Here is a 14,901-nt window from a genome sequence, read left to right as displayed (position 1 = left end):
TAAATCTGGTTCTGGTGAAAATATATAATGAAGAACAAAAATAACAATAGATTCCTAACAGAGTTCCCCTTATACTACAAGATCAAATACTTTATGAATGAATTTTTTTTGATTTTGAACAGACTGGTTTTCTAAATTACGGTGCTATCCGTCAATTAGGTAAAAGTGAAGCATATCAAGTATGGGCAAAACAAGGAGATTGGTTAAACCTTGGCGGTAATCAATGGTTTTACTACAACCCATCTTATATCCGATATGAATGGGAGAAAACTTCTTCTGCAAGCTCTGTAGCAGGTAAACGCGTTGTTTCTAAAGTGGACAACCTACGTTTCTATGACTCTGCTTCCTGGTCTGATAAAGATGTAGCTGGAACTGTAGATGAAGGTTTAGGATTTGTTATCGATGCAAAAGTTACGGTAAATGAATCGGCGCAATATAAAGTACACAATAGCAGAGGAATAACATCCTATGTTACTACGAATGAAGCCTATGTATATATGAAGTAGAAAAAAGGGTATGTCCAAGTTTTGGCATACCCTTTTTTGTTGGTGGGACCCCATCGCTATCAAGCTAATATTTTTAATTACCCCCATAACGAAAAAAATGAGCTGGATTCTCATAAATAACTATACATTAATAAATTTTTTGTTTTGGGGCACTTCAAGAAATCGGTTTCTTTATTTACGATTTTTAAAATCAAAAAATTAATACCCCAAAATATCTATTTCTGCTGCTGAAGCATATCCATTTATTCCGTTTACTATTTCTAACTTCACATATTTAGCAGATACGGGTTTGAATGTTGCCAATTGTTGTTTTGTACTATTTTCCCATGTTCCAAAAGCTACCTTTTGATAATCAACACCGTCTGTACTTGTGTAAATGTTGTAGATTAAAATGCGACCATTTGTAGATGTATCTTGTCTCGGAAGATATGATAGCTGTGTAATTGTACGAGTGTCACCAAGGTCTAGTGTTAAATTGAACGGATATTGGTTTGGTGTACTCCATTTGCTATGCCAAATTGTATTTGGATTACCATCAATCGCATTGCTAGCAGGGTCATGCCATGATTCCTCACTGTTTGCAGTTGCTTTCATGATTGTTTTAGATAATACAGCTAGCGGCTTCACAGGTTTAGAATCCTTTGCTTCCCAAATAGGCGCAGTTAATGTTGGGTAATGTAAAGCTTCTATTTTTTGTTTTGTTTCCGCTGATGCCATAAGCCCCCATTTATCAAAAAACGGAAGTAAATTTTGCTTTGCTACTTTAGATGCATTGTAAATAAAGGCTTGGGTTTTCTCTTCACTTGTTTTTGGAAGCTCTGCTCTAGGTATGGAGCGATACAATTGATGTAATTTCGGATAAAATTCCTCTCCAAAAGCTAAGTCCAATTGCCAAAACATTGTAAGTTTCACAAAGCCATCATCAATTTTATTATAGTCTTTTTCCGATTGAGGCTTACTTAAATAAGTAAATGCTTTTTCATATGTTCCATCCGTCTCTAATCTCGATGGATTTCCAAAAGCACGTTGGACAGACATACTATAAATGTTTGTAGTCACTTCTCCTAATCCATCCCACATCCAAGGAGTTTGTTGTCTTTGATGTCCCATTTCATGCCAAGGTCCCCATCCATCTTTTGTAAACTTATTTATATCTAATACGCTTTTAATCGCATCTCCAACGTATGCTGTTCTACTAGGATACGCATACATATAATAATCAGATTGATTATCCTCCACAAAATGCACGTAATGCTTATCTGCTTGTTCTTCAGTTAAACCAGAAACCCGATCTTCAATTCTAATCGCTTCGTCTATTTTTTTTAAGAGTTCGACAGGATCTGTATTAGAACCTACTAAATATTTTTTCACCCGTTCAGGAGTTGCCGTTATTAATGAGCGCTCTCCTTTTAATTCCACCGCATGGGCGTTAGGATATGTATCTAGCATATGAATTAAATCTTGTTTCGTATGTTTGCCTAATTCAAAGAAAGGCGTAGGTACTCCCCCAGTTTTTATCTCAGCTTGTACTGTTCCGCCTTGTAGTGGATTGTTGAAATAAATCATTCCACCGTTTGGAGATTCAATTGTATTTTCGCCTGGTGCTAAAGTAAATGATTTTATTAATGAATCTTGATTCCATTTGGCATCATATGAAAATGTTCCTATATAAGCTACAATAGGCTGTGTTCCTTCTACTCGAATTGTTATTTTTTCATTGGGGCTTGCATATAATCCGGTTGGTTCATATGGACTAAATTTAAATTGACGTCTATCCATATTTTGGATTATATCTACATTCCCCTTACCCATAACATGAAAAATTCGTTCGGTGAATACTTGTGTTGCAACAGTTTGTTCTTGAGTTTCAGCACGAGCAACTACATGATTTGTCATGATAGGTGTAAATAACGTAGTTGTTAAAATGGCAGAAGTTGCAAGTACTTTTAATGGTTTTTGTAACATTTGAAGCCTCCTTTTGTCACAAGAATTATTTTTTTACTTTAAGGATAATACCACATGTCCATCAAACTAAGGTTTTAATATATCCCCTAAATGAAAATTTTCTTTCTCTACAGGTAGCTACTTTAAGAAGTCAGCTCATCTTTTTGTTTTTGGGGCGTTTATTTTTCTTAAGTTGATGGATATGTATGGTGACCCCTATAAGAGTATTAACACATGCATGCTACCCGATTTTACAAGTATCTTCATACTACATTCATGACCAAAGTACTTTAAACAAACGTTTGATTAATAAAGAACACCTGATTAATAAGCCTCCCAAAAACTCATCTTAAAAACTATGTCCCTGATACGTACTTTCTTGAATTACTACCTCAGCTATCATGAAAAAATAAATTAAATCTTTACAGAAAAAAACAACTTGGATAAGGACAAGTTGTTTTTTTCTGTAGGGTACAACAAAGAAAGAGTGGAGGACACGATACACCCATGTCAATGAGGTAAAGCAAACCAACTAATAAAACTAAAAATTCTGATAATTAAATCACTAAGGGTTTTTGTTTACTCTTTCTTTGTAAGAATGAGTTTAGCATGAAAAATAAAATAAAACAACAAAATTATACAAATTTCCGATAAATTCGACATTTTCTTATTACCATTTCCAAAATTAACAATAATGAAATAAAAAAGAAAGTAGTAAGTACAGATCAATAATAGGTTTATGCTACGTAATACACACTAAATTTATGTAAATGTCTCTCATATATCGTTTTATTATTTATATTTTTGTTATTTCCTGTTGCAGAACCCTTAAGAAGATAAGAATTCTTTTTTTATATTAAATTTCTACAAAAAAAGATAAGATCGGAGAATTCGATCTTATCTTTAACACATGGAGTAAACAATAGTGATGACCATCATATTTTTATTTTACTTTATTTTTCGTTAATTAAGAATATTAATCTCATAATCAACAAGTATATCTATATTGAGAAATATGTTGTAAATGTTTAAAAAATCGAATGTAAACTTTCATCCAAAAGTTTACATTAGTACATATTAATAGTTTGGTGTCGCATAGATCGCAAAAGTTTCCCCGATTGAGAATGCCCCAAAAAAATAACACCTACAAACATTTGTAGGTGTTATTTTGATTTATTTAGGATTGTAATAATAGAGCATTTATTTGATTCAAAACTGAGATGACTGCTGGTATCTATGAACAAAAAAATATAGAAAGAAAAAAATAAATATAATAAGGGAATGCAAGTATACTAATCTATACTGCATTCCCTTATTGTAATTGTATATCCACTATATTTTTATTCTTCCTTTTCCAAAATTTTAAAAATAACATCCGAATTTCTTAGTTTTCACCTCTTTCTAGATTCACTCTATTGTAATGCAAACTCCTCATTAAATATCCAATCTATTAGCTATCGCCCCCCTATAAACCATAATAACTTTTAAAATAGTAACCCCAACTGTTATAAAAACAACAAATTACATTTTTACAAAAGAAAACAACTTGGATAAAAACAGGTTGTTTTCTTTTATAGGGTAGAACAAAGAAAGAGTGGAAAAGCAATACACAAACGTGTAAATCACATGGAGTAAACCGATAATTAAGACTAAAAATTCTGAAAATTTAATCGATAAGGGTTTTCGGTGACTCTTTCTTTGTTGTTATGAGTTTAACATAAAAAATAACAAGAATCAACAAAAAAACTAAAAATTCCGTTTAATTCGACATTTTTTGATATTTTTTTACCACAACTTTTAAAAATCTGCTATTCTTTTTATATATCTTTCACTTTAATATTGTTTTCATTTTAATGTTGTAATACATTCCCGAAGGAGGCTTATTATTATATGAAGATGATCACTACCACTTTTTCATTAACAACTGCTGCAATTGCTACACTTCTCCCTTCAGTAGTAGCAGCTGATTCTCATGCTGTATCAATACAACAAAATGACAAAGTAAAAATCGGATTTATAAATTTTGACAAAGTACATCTGTATCAGGGCGCTACTACAAATAGCAACTCTATTGAAAGTATTACATTCAATACTCCAGTTAAAATATTAGAAACAACACCTGACTGGTATAAAGTAGATGTACAAAATAAAATTGGTTACATGCAAAAATCTTATCTTTCTCCCACAAAACAAACACAACCAAAAAATCAATATATTGTAAATGCGATTGCATTAAATGTTCGTATAGAGCCAAATGCAGAATCTACTATTCTCGGTGTACTACCAAATGGAAAATACATCTCCATTTTAGAAGAATGTGGTGAATGGTATAAAATTTCTTATAATGGAAAAACAGGATATGTGAAAAAAGAATTTGTCTCTGATGGTTCCCATTCAATGGTTAAAGGAACCACCGTACAAGGAAATTCATCTTATTATGTTGCAACTCCTGTATTAAGAGTGCGAAGCGGAGCGGGAACTAACACTTCTATAATTGGATCTTTAAAAAATGGTACCCAATTACAAGTTGTAGAAACAGTAGGTTCTTGGTATAAAATACGTTTCGGTTCAGGTTTTGGATATGTAGCTAAACATTATGTATTACAAAACAAACCACAAGAAACTCCTTCTATTCCAGCTGTTTTCAAGTCCCCAACGAAAGGGATAGTCAGCTCTACATTTGATGTTCGTTGGGGAGAAATGCATTACGGAGTAGATTTCACAGCTCCAGGTGAAGTTCCAATCCTGGCAGCAACAAGCGGAAAAGTAATAAAATCCTACTACTCTAATTCCTATGGAAATGTTGTGTTTATTGCTCATACGATAGATGGGAAATTATATACAACCGTTTATGCACATTTGAAGGATCGTACAGTACAAGCGGGTGATCGGGTTGAAACCGGACAAATGATAGGACACATGGGGAATACAGGACATTCAACCGGGCAACATCTTCATTTTGAATTACATAACGGCGAGTGGAATTTTGAAAAAACAAATGCAGTGAATCCCATACCTTATCTAGTTCAGTAAAGTATTCTACCAAGTATTTGTAAAGAGAACCACTACGGATCTATTTCCGGGTGGTTCTTTTGTTTTCTATGAATAGATTATAAGAATGAACAGCTTTTTATTCGTGCAATCATCCTGCCCATCACTACATCACTTAATAATCCAATTATAAATATAATATTAAAACAAATTAATATAAATTTACAATAATTTCATAGGAATAACTTCCGCATCAAAAGGTACACTTTTCATAACATGTTGAATGATATGTCGGTAGGAAAAAAGTCGAGATTCACTTTAAGAATGATTTAAAGGTTATATTTTGTTACAACAATAAATTTGTCGAACTACAATAAATTATATTTAAATTTAAATATTGGTTAATAAGTAATAATGCTTGGTACTTACTGGTTCGTTGTACAAAACCAACATCTCTAGCAAAATCCCGTAAGGTATTTGGAGATAAAAAACTTTGAATCTTTTGAGCAAATAGTTGTAATTCGTCAGACACAGAAACAGACATAAAAAACGCCATCCTTTCCTATGATTCTACAGAAAGAATAGCGTATTTTTTCATTTTAGGGGGCATTTCTTTTTATTAGCTTGATAGCGATGTGGCGGTAGCCCTTCTATAGCTAATTGATTAAGTTTAGCGAGAGACATATAGCGATATAACTCTTCGGCAAATAAAGACAACTCTTGTTTTTGATGCATATTCATAAAAAGCACGTTACTAGTTAGATGAATTATACCCAAATCGATTTATAAAGAGCATGTTATTTGGTTATAAAGGCTGAGATAACATTAAGTTAATTTGCAAAAAAAATGTCGAATTCATTCGGATTTTGTTGTTTTATTTTATTTCCAGTGATAAAATCTTAATTATAGATAGAGTGGACACAAACCACTTTTCAGTTTTATTTTCTGAAAATTTAGAATTATAGCGATTGACATGTTTGTACACTTTCCATCTCTACTCTTTCTTTTTTCTTCCATGAAAGTTTTATTTATCATTTTAGATGTTACACGATGAACCGTAACGATAATAACTAGTGGTAAAAAACTATAGAAGAGTTTATTCCTTAATTAAGGAATACCACATTATTAAATGAAATTGAATTTTGTTATGATTCCATCCGAGAGTGAAATTCGATAAAGGCAAAATTAGTGAAAGCTAATGGCGCAAAGCTATAGGGACTAAGGTGCATTCCACTATGTCAGCCAGTTGCCGAAAGGTTAGGAAACTACCAAATTATATTCATGTTGGCTGTTTAATTCCTCATGCCTTTAGGTGTGGGGAATTATTTTATATAAAGGAGGATAATGCAGCAGTTAAAGGTCAAAAACAAAACAAGGGGGACTTATTTTGAAAAAGATTTCATCTTTATTATTAACTATGCCGATTATTTTAGGGAGTATTGCTACGATTCCGTATACAAAAGTTTCAGCTGAAACGGTGTCATCCAATCTAGAAACATTCAATCTAGAAACATTGAACCAAAAGACAAATCAGGCAATTGCAAATGGTAATTTTGAGGGTCATTTGAGTTATCTCACAGCGTATCTGAATGGAAATATTGGGAATATCACTGAAGCGAATTTAAAAAATAAGCTTGGAGACCCAGTATTTGCAGCGGCTTTGGCTCAGTGGCAATTCATATCACAAACAGGCGCTGCAGCAATGAATACATTCGCTAAAAAAGATGCTGCTCATCAAAATTTTCTTAATTGGGTTATGAAAAATACAGATGTAATGAATACGTTTCTTGAAGGAGGTAGTCCAACTGGAAAGAATCCAGTAAATGCACTTGAAATATGGAATACAATATGGAATACAGATGCAGATTCTCATGAAGGATTGTATTTGAAATTAGCGATAGCGACATCGTTAGCTCATGCTGAACCTATAAAATATTGGACAAATAATACACCTATTAATCCATTAACAAGGTACCAACATTATAAATTAGCAGATCAAAATAATGAGTTACTTCCTTGCTTTAGAACATATGATGTTTGGCATTTAAGATTAGTAGTGAATACTTGGTCACCAGAAGAAGATTTAACTTGGGCAAGAAAAATGATTAATACGGAACATCCAGAACTGAAAAGTCAAGAAAAGATAGGAAAAAGTGCATATTTGATTAAATATGTAACAAAGAACAAAGATGGGATTAGCGTTCAAGCTGGAAATAATGCATTCTATGGTTTAGGTTGGAATCTTTCCTCAATTTACAGAAATGGTGCGGTATGCGGTGGTATTTCAAAGTTTGGTGTGCAAGTAAGTCAAGCCTTTGGTGTGGCAGCTATGCCTGTTACACAGCCTGGACATTGTGCACTCATATGGAATGACAAACCATCTTCTTGGAATTTAGGAAATGATATATCTGGATGGGGAGAGTCGGGCCGTCATGATGTAACTGTTATTCCTTGGTCAGATAATAGTTTGAAAAATCAAGTACCGAACATATTATTATTTGAAAATGCTGAACGTGATTCAGTAAAACTAGATCAATCAGAGCGATTACGCTGGTTAGCGAAAGCGATGTCTTCATCAGATAAGAAAAGTGCAATTTATAAAACGGCTACTAATATTCTACCAATTAATGTTTTAGTATGGAAAGATTACGTTTCTCTCATGTTACAAAATCCAAATGTAACAGATGCTGAGTGGCAAGAATTAAATAACGGTATAGTTACTGCTTTTGCTAATGAGCCAAGACCTATGTTGGATCTTCTTACTCAAATTAGAAGCCATGTTCTTAATACAGGTGATAGAGCTAAGCTTCAGCAATATACTTTAAATATATTAAATGCATTCTCCACAATAACAAATGTTAATGAGAAGCAAGTAGCTAATAATATAAAAGCCAAAATGCCAAGTTTAGGGTTGTCCCTTGCTACTTTTAGTTTTGATGGAGTAAATGCAGGGAAATTAATGGGAATTAAAACCGATACGGAATACAGTATTGATGGGGGGAAAACGTATAGAGCTGCTACAAGCAATGATATGCTTCTTAGTAATGAAGAAATATCAGCAATCAATTCAACGAATGATATTTTAGTAAGAGTGATTGGAACAACGCAGCCTTTACTAATTCCAATTGGACAAGCTGCTAAATTAAATGTTTCTTCAAATGATGATGAGAACTTAGTTTTTGGTATAAATGGTACGATGGAATTCAGCACGGATCAAGGTTCGAACTGGACAAAATATAATCCAACTTCACCTAACTTACCAGATTTAACAGGAAATGTTACTTTAACAGTTAGAAAGTTTGCTGTTGGTTCAAATCCAGCAAGTGATGCTGTTAACTTAAAGTTTACTGATAATTCTGTAGTAGGATTAATACCGCATACAAGTTTATCGGTTGCAGGTTTCTCAAGTCAACAAAATGCAAGGGATAATGCTGCTTCAAATGCAGTTGATGGAAACTCTACAACAATGTGGCATACGTTATGGAATGGATGCGATAAGGCTCCATACATTACTATAAAGCTTAATGAAGTTACTAGTATATCGCAGTTAGCTTATATTCCAAGACAAGATAGTAATAATAACGGTAACATAACTAGCTATAATATATACACAAGTTTGGATGGAGTTAACTTTACAAAGGTTGCTACTGGAAGTTGGGAAAATAATAAGCTTACAAAGAATGTAAGTTTCAGTAAAGTAGATACGCAATATGTAAAGCTTGAAGTGGTATCAGGACGTGGTGGATTTGCTTCAGCTTCAGAAATAAAATTATATAATAACTAGTTGAAAAATGAATGGGGACTGTAGCAAAAGTATTTTATATTTTTGTTACAGTCTTTTTTCTATTTGTTCTTTTATCAAGGTTTATTAAGTTAATTTAATCAAATTTTATTCAAAAGCTACATTTCCATCTATATTTTGGATAGATTTCTTGCGAAATATGTCCCTAAAGCAGTATTTCAATTTAAATGTGATACGATAGTTATATATTCGTTTTGCTAGTAAAAGGAGATGAGTGTCGATGAAAAACCATATAAAAGTAAATGGCAAAATCCTTCAAACAAATAAAAAATGGTCACATCTCAAACAAAAACAAAAAGAACATATTTCTAATTGGTTACGTAGAGAATATACACAGTTTGTAAAAACATATCATAGAAAACCTAGGAAGTATGAACATGATGAGATTCTTCATGAAGTGATGAATCAAATACAGGAACGTGAAATTTGGATTCCTTATGGTGAAGTAAAAAGATATTATCTAAGCAAAATAGGAAAATGGTTTAGAAAAATAGAAAGTGAATGGGAATCACAAATATCCAACAGTGAAAAGCAGCAGGTATTAGAAGAAAAGTAAATACAAACAAACCAGGGGGCGCATTCCATGTTTAATTTACAAGAAGATATGTATGAACAATTGAAAGAGAAAAAAAGCGAGGTCACTATATTTTTAAAGAGTGGTGTTCGCATACCTGGGCAGATTATTGCAATGGATAAATTTACTGTCCTTATGATGGTTCATGGTAAGCAACAGCTAGTCTATAAACAAGCCATTTCTACAATTGCTACGTAATACATACTGGATTTATGTAAATATTTCTCAATATTTCTTTATTACTATATACACTATAATATAAGTAATTCTTTTTATTATTTATATTTTTGTTATTTCCTGTTGCAGAATCCTTATAATAAGGATTCTGTTTTTTTTGCATTAAATTTCTACAAACAAAAAAATAAGATCGGAGAATTCGATCTTATCTTTAAAACAGGGGGTAAATAAAATTGATAACCATCATATCTTTATTATATACTATTTTTTGTTAATTTTGAACATTAATAACATTATTAACAAGTATATCTATATCAAGTAAATTTATTGAAAAATTAGTTGAGAATGTTATAAAAATCGAAAGTATTGACTTCATTAGCCTTATCCGACTTCAGCTATTTTTAGCAAAATCACAAACAAAAGTATACATTCAAAACTTGATGAATAAAGAGATTAAAACACCCGTGATCAAAAAAGAAAAAGCTAGATTCATGTTAGCTTTTTCATATAATTCCCGTTAGCGGTAGTGAAAAATTATACTTTATCATTTTTTTTAATATTAGATCTCAATTCTTTAAATGTTTCAATTAATTTTTCCCCGAAAATATAAATAGTTTTTTCCCAAGGATGCCCTAAATAGCCCCATTTAAAGTCTTTTTGCAAAAAGAAATAGTAATCTCCATCCGGAAAAAATGGGATTTTCCAGTGATTATCATCTTCGTTTAGATTTAAACTAGGATTCATCCAGTAGCCAGCATACTGCCAATCTAACGCATATATATATTCATGTTCCGTGGTACATAGAATAAGAGATCCCAATAATATATGATCAAAATTATCATAATCGTCATCAGTCCATTTCCCTTCAAAACAATCAGATAAATCATAAGTAATATATGGACAAGAAAATTTAAATGATTGGTCACCATCTATATTAGGATTAAAACAAAATTCATCTTCAAATCTATCCCAAACATCCTCATACTCTTTCGTATTTAACAAAATCCACTTATTCAAAATCATTACCTACTTTCTAGTATAATCACATAATTAAAAATAACATGATGGAACTGCTTATTCTATTCGCATCTGGTTACCATAACCCCACTTATCAGCAGTCAATCTAGAATCCTATTAAAGTCCCTTTAGAATATCTGAAGGGACTTTTCGTTTACATGATCAAACGTTATTACTAATTTGTAATTGCTCTAAAAGATAATCACAGACATTCACAAAAATACATTGTTTTTTTAAATTTAATAACAAGTATTTCAATTCAAATTCTTGATAAAAAATCTTAGTAATATATAGTTTAAACTCATCTAAATTAGGCTTTTCTGAGCTGTATAGCATATCTAAAGGAAGTTTAAATTTAGAAAATAAATGATCATTTTGGGCAAAAATCGAAACTTCTTCTCTAGTTAATCGATCACGAAATGCAATTAAAATTTTTGTTAAAGCCTTTACTTGTTCTTCTTCAAATTCATAATCTATAGCAAATCTATAAAATGGGAATTCGTCTGACTGAATCATACTTTGCATAAGTCTAAATTGATATCTTAATAAAGTCACTTCTTTGATTAAATCCATGTTCCTCCTCCTTTTTTTCCTAAATTAACCAGATTATCATAACAATATATAATTTGAAATACAAATACTTATGATATATCACCCATACAATCTTTGCACCAGAACCCTACATTTCCAGATCTTTCACCCATTTGTATATCATCACGATTTAAAGCCACTAATTTGGAAATACGTAAACCTGTATGAAGTAAAAAATAAGCAATGGCAATAGATCGAAGATTTCCAGGACGTTCTAACTCCCGAAATATTCGATTCCTTTCATTCCGAGATAATGATATCGGTGAAATATGTCTGGTATGACGAATACCAGGATGCTGAATATTTTCGACTTGATATGATTTCTGACAATATTGAGAGTAGGCGGCAATAGAACTAAACTTAAAATGTATTGTTGTACTTCATAACGAGTTAATGTTTTTAAACTACCCCCTTCAAATCTTAGTCATTTTCCTTCATTATTATACAAATCCATAAATCAACAAAAAACGCAGAGGGTTTTAAGTCCTGCGTTTTTACTTTCCTTAACTAGCTTAAAGAGCTTATCATTTCACTTGTACAAACGGCGTGGCTCCACCACTTACTTGCGGAAGTTTTCCGTCCCACTTCTCAATTTTCTTTATTTCTACTATTTCAGGAGATAGAGATTGTTTTAAGATTTCGTTTGCCTGTGCCTTACCTTTTGCTTCTTCTATATCACGTTCCGCTGCCACAACGGCTTGTTTTTTCTCAATCTCTAGTTTTTCCAATCTTTGTTGCGCATCCACAACACCCTGAATTGCTTTTGCTGTATTTTCGTCTGGTTTTGGTGCTTCTAGTGTTACTGAATCAACCATAAATCCAGTATCATCTACAGTTCCACGAAATTCTTTTTCGATCGCTGCATTAATTTCTCCTTGGTGTTGAAATACTTCAAGAACGGAATACTTTGAAAACACGTTAAGCGTAGCTTTTTTGATACGTGTTTGTAACCAACCATTCTCAATCACATCTGGAGATTGCCCTTTAAATTTGTTATAGATTTTAGGCAGTTTTTCTACATCGTTTGCATAGTCATAAGATAAGCTAACTGCCAATGGCTTACCATCCTTCGTTTGTACATTGAAATTCTTTACTCGTACCGTTTCTGTAGAAACTGGATATTCTGTAACACGTTTAAATGGCGAAACTAGATGCCAACCTTGTCCTAATGTTTCTTTTTCAACACCTGTACTTCTATTATAAACTACACCTGCATGTCCTTGTTCAATTACTTTCACACTCATTGCGGTTAAAATTCCAACTACTACAAGTCCTACTCCTACTATAATAGCGCCTATTTTCTTTTTCATTTCTTGTCTTCCTCCTTGAAGATATTTTTCATTTTTAATGCGAAATTACCTATCCAGTCAAAAATCCCTAACTTCCCAACTACGAACCAAACCGCCGACAAAATCAGCACCAATAAGAACACGCCCACCACTAATGAATACATCAGATGCCTCCCTTCTCTTCACAGCATGCCTTTCTTCAACAACTCACGCTCCATATATAAGAAATGATCATAAATATAATTTCCATTTGTATTTGGCATAAGAAAGACTGTTGAAAAATGATAGCTGACTTCACATATTTTCAAACGTCCCCTCCTTATTCATTTTGATTACATAGGTACACCAGGTAAGAATGTTGCTATTAATACCATAATGGCAGTTAAGAATACTATTTTAATAATGAATAAAATAATAATCGGAATAGCTGCTTTTACTTTACTTAATCCCGCTGTGATTTGTAACCCTAACCAAACTAGAACTAAATTCCATATGTAAAATACTTCAATTGCATTACCAATCCCATATGCAAATGTACCTTCAGAAAATATTGCACCTAAACCTGTATAGTGTGTCGATCCACCACCCACAATGAAACTTAAAATAGTATTTATAAGTTCACCAACGATAAGAATAATGTTTGTATATATAACTATGGTTAATAATGTTTTATAAGATGTATCATTTCTAAAAAATATCATAAACACTTTGTAAATAGCTGCTATAAACAGTGCTCCAATCATTGCACCCACAAAATTTGATACAATCCCAGAAATAACTTCCCCTGTAAGTGTACTCTGTCCAGCAAGTTCTCCTAATTCTTTCCTCATTCGGACCATCTCAGGTGATGTATACATCCCATACTTACTCAAACCGCCTAGAAGTCCTTGTAACATTGCTACTAAAAAGAATATCCCCAAAACTTTTTCGCTTGTTTTGATCCTCTCAAACTGTAGGCTAGGAGAAGTAAACATTCCAAGTAGTGATGGTTTCTTCTCCCATTCTTCCATTTTTACATTTGTTTGCATTTTGAATCCTCCCCATTCTGTCCCATTAAAATTATATGTAGTAGGAATTTTTCTCTTTACTACATGAGAGATGTATTCATGTATCATATCTTCATTTTAATAAGGTACACAGAAAATTATAAGTTCTAAGAACAAGTTCATTTGACCTTGTTCTTAGAACTTATAATTAATATATATTGAATTTGCTGAAAAATCAACAAGGAATTCAGATAAAACAATAATAAATCATTTTTTATTTTTCTCTGTTTCAAAAGGTACACCTTTTGATGTATTATGAATCGTAATAAAATTAGCACTTCAAAAGGTTTAAAAACACACTTTTGAAGTGCTAATTAAATGAATATACCTTTTATAACTTTATTAGGGCTACCGCCACATTGCCATCAAGCTAATTTTTTAAAGTACCCCCTAAACGAAAAATTTGTGTTTTTTATAGAACCGATATTCATTTTTATCGTTTTGGAGAACAACTAATTTCTTAAGTTAATGGACATACGGTAGGGATCAAGTTGAACGTTGATTATTAACCATTAATACTGGTCTTACTATTTTCTCATAAATAAACACATATACAACATCTACTCCCTTCATATCTAACGATACCCTTTGCTATTGGTGTGTGGTGTAGAGATAATAGTGTTGTTTAATTTTGTTCTCCAAAATACAATAACCTCCTACCTGTTGATTTGGTAGGAGGTTATTAAAGTTATTTAAAAATCTATCTGATAAATTTAAATTAAGATGATAATTCCTTTAATGTATCATGTAATTTAAACTTTCTAAGTTGATAAGCAGCAATTAATCCTGCACAAGTTCCCAACAATATACTGATTATGACTAAAGATAATATTTGTACATAAGGAATATTTACTATCCTTAGATCCAAGCTAGGCAAAATAATATAACTAAATATAATCCCTCCAAACGCTAACATAAATCCAAAGGATAATATTGCAACTGAAATTGCTGCTTTTTGTCTATT

Annotated in this window: 11 protein-coding genes, 3 pseudogenes and 1 riboswitch; of the genes and pseudogenes, 5 read left to right on the top strand and 9 right to left on the bottom strand. The window is 32.1% G+C overall.

Translation table 11 applies throughout. From position 1 onward, the window contains the following. Positions 1-134 precede the first annotated feature (134 nt). Positions 135-506, top strand: a pseudogene (locus MKX77_RS29380) (N-acetylmuramoyl-L-alanine amidase); the annotation flags it as partial. Positions 507-704: 198 nt separating this feature from the next. On the opposite strand, the gene MKX77_RS29375 reads toward MKX77_RS29380, so the two are convergent. Beyond that, positions 705-2,471 carry a M60 family metallopeptidase gene (locus tag MKX77_RS29375; RefSeq protein WP_340804978.1) on the bottom strand — a complete coding sequence of 589 codons (1,767 nt, stop codon included), beginning with the start codon at positions 2,469-2,471 and terminating at the stop codon, positions 705-707. Positions 2,472-4,340: 1,869 nt separating this feature from the next. Here MKX77_RS29375 and MKX77_RS29370 point away from each other — a divergent pair. Further along, positions 4,341-5,483, top strand: a complete 1,143-nt coding sequence (locus MKX77_RS29370) for an SH3 domain-containing protein (RefSeq protein WP_340804979.1) — start codon at positions 4,341-4,343, stop codon at positions 5,481-5,483. Between the two features lie 313 nt (positions 5,484-5,796). On the opposite strand, the pseudogene MKX77_RS29365 reads toward MKX77_RS29370, so the two are convergent. After that, a pseudogene (locus tag MKX77_RS29365) lies at positions 5,797-5,985 on the bottom strand (IS4 family transposase); the annotation flags it as partial. A 624-nt stretch (positions 5,986-6,609) separates the two neighbouring features. Beyond that, a riboswitch (cyclic di-GMP riboswitch) is annotated at positions 6,610-6,695 on the top strand. A 133-nt stretch (positions 6,696-6,828) separates the two neighbouring features. Here MKX77_RS29365 and MKX77_RS29360 point away from each other — a divergent pair. The 3 genes from MKX77_RS29360 to hfq all read left to right on the top strand — a co-directional run bounded on the left by MKX77_RS29360 (position 6,829) and on the right by hfq (position 10,015). Continuing rightward, positions 6,829-9,225 carry a discoidin domain-containing protein gene (locus tag MKX77_RS29360; RefSeq protein ID WP_341308592.1) on the top strand — a complete coding sequence of 799 codons (2,397 nt, stop codon included), beginning with the start codon at positions 6,829-6,831 and terminating at the stop codon, positions 9,223-9,225. Between the two features lie 238 nt (positions 9,226-9,463). After that, positions 9,464-9,799 (top strand): transposase, encoded by a 336-nt coding sequence (locus tag MKX77_RS29355; RefSeq protein WP_340780617.1) that lies wholly within the window; start codon positions 9,464-9,466, stop codon positions 9,797-9,799. A 27-nt stretch (positions 9,800-9,826) separates the two neighbouring features. Beyond that, complete coding sequence (gene hfq / locus MKX77_RS29350) at positions 9,827-10,015, top strand: RNA chaperone Hfq (protein ID WP_098815943.1); 189 nt, start codon at positions 9,827-9,829, stop codon at positions 10,013-10,015. Positions 10,016-10,528: 513 nt separating this feature from the next. On the opposite strand, the gene MKX77_RS29345 is transcribed toward hfq, so the two are convergent. From MKX77_RS29345 to MKX77_RS29315, 7 genes and pseudogenes are all read right to left on the bottom strand, one after another. Beyond that, positions 10,529-11,011 carry a DUF2716 domain-containing protein gene (locus tag MKX77_RS29345; RefSeq protein ID WP_341308591.1) on the bottom strand — a complete coding sequence of 161 codons (483 nt, stop codon included), beginning with the start codon at positions 11,009-11,011 and terminating at the stop codon, positions 10,529-10,531. A gap of 162 nt (positions 11,012-11,173) precedes the next feature. Further along, a complete protein-coding gene (locus MKX77_RS29340; protein ID WP_341026822.1) occupies positions 11,174-11,584 on the bottom strand; it encodes a DUF1878 family protein in 411 nt (136 codons plus the stop codon). A gap of 542 nt (positions 11,585-12,126) precedes the next feature. Next, positions 12,127-12,912, bottom strand: coding sequence for a prohibitin family protein (locus tag MKX77_RS29335; RefSeq protein WP_340804988.1), 786 nt, complete (start codon positions 12,910-12,912; stop codon positions 12,127-12,129). Beyond that, positions 12,909-13,055, bottom strand: a complete 147-nt coding sequence (locus MKX77_RS29330; RefSeq protein WP_002114369.1) for a hypothetical protein — start codon at positions 13,053-13,055, stop codon at positions 12,909-12,911. The genes MKX77_RS29335 and MKX77_RS29330 overlap by 4 nt, the downstream gene beginning before the upstream one ends. A gap of 18 nt (positions 13,056-13,073) precedes the next feature. Beyond that, positions 13,074-13,199: a hypothetical protein gene (locus MKX77_RS29325; RefSeq protein ID WP_373261194.1), complete on the bottom strand. Its 126-nt coding sequence runs from the start codon at positions 13,197-13,199 to the stop codon at positions 13,074-13,076. 24 nt (positions 13,200-13,223) lie between these two features. After that, positions 13,224-13,919 (bottom strand): Yip1 family protein, encoded by a 696-nt coding sequence (locus MKX77_RS29320; protein ID WP_341308590.1) that lies wholly within the window; start codon positions 13,917-13,919, stop codon positions 13,224-13,226. A 736-nt stretch (positions 13,920-14,655) separates the two neighbouring features. Then, positions 14,656-14,844 (bottom strand): annotated as a pseudogene (locus tag MKX77_RS29315) (hypothetical protein); the annotation flags it as partial. Positions 14,845-14,901: the final 57 nt, after the last annotated feature.

This window comes from Bacillus sp. FSL R9-9410 (assembly GCF_038050385.1).
GTDB lineage: Bacteria > Bacillota > Bacilli > Bacillales > Bacillaceae_G > Bacillus_A > Bacillus_A cereus_U.
This window is presented reverse-complemented; position numbering and strand designations above follow the sequence as displayed.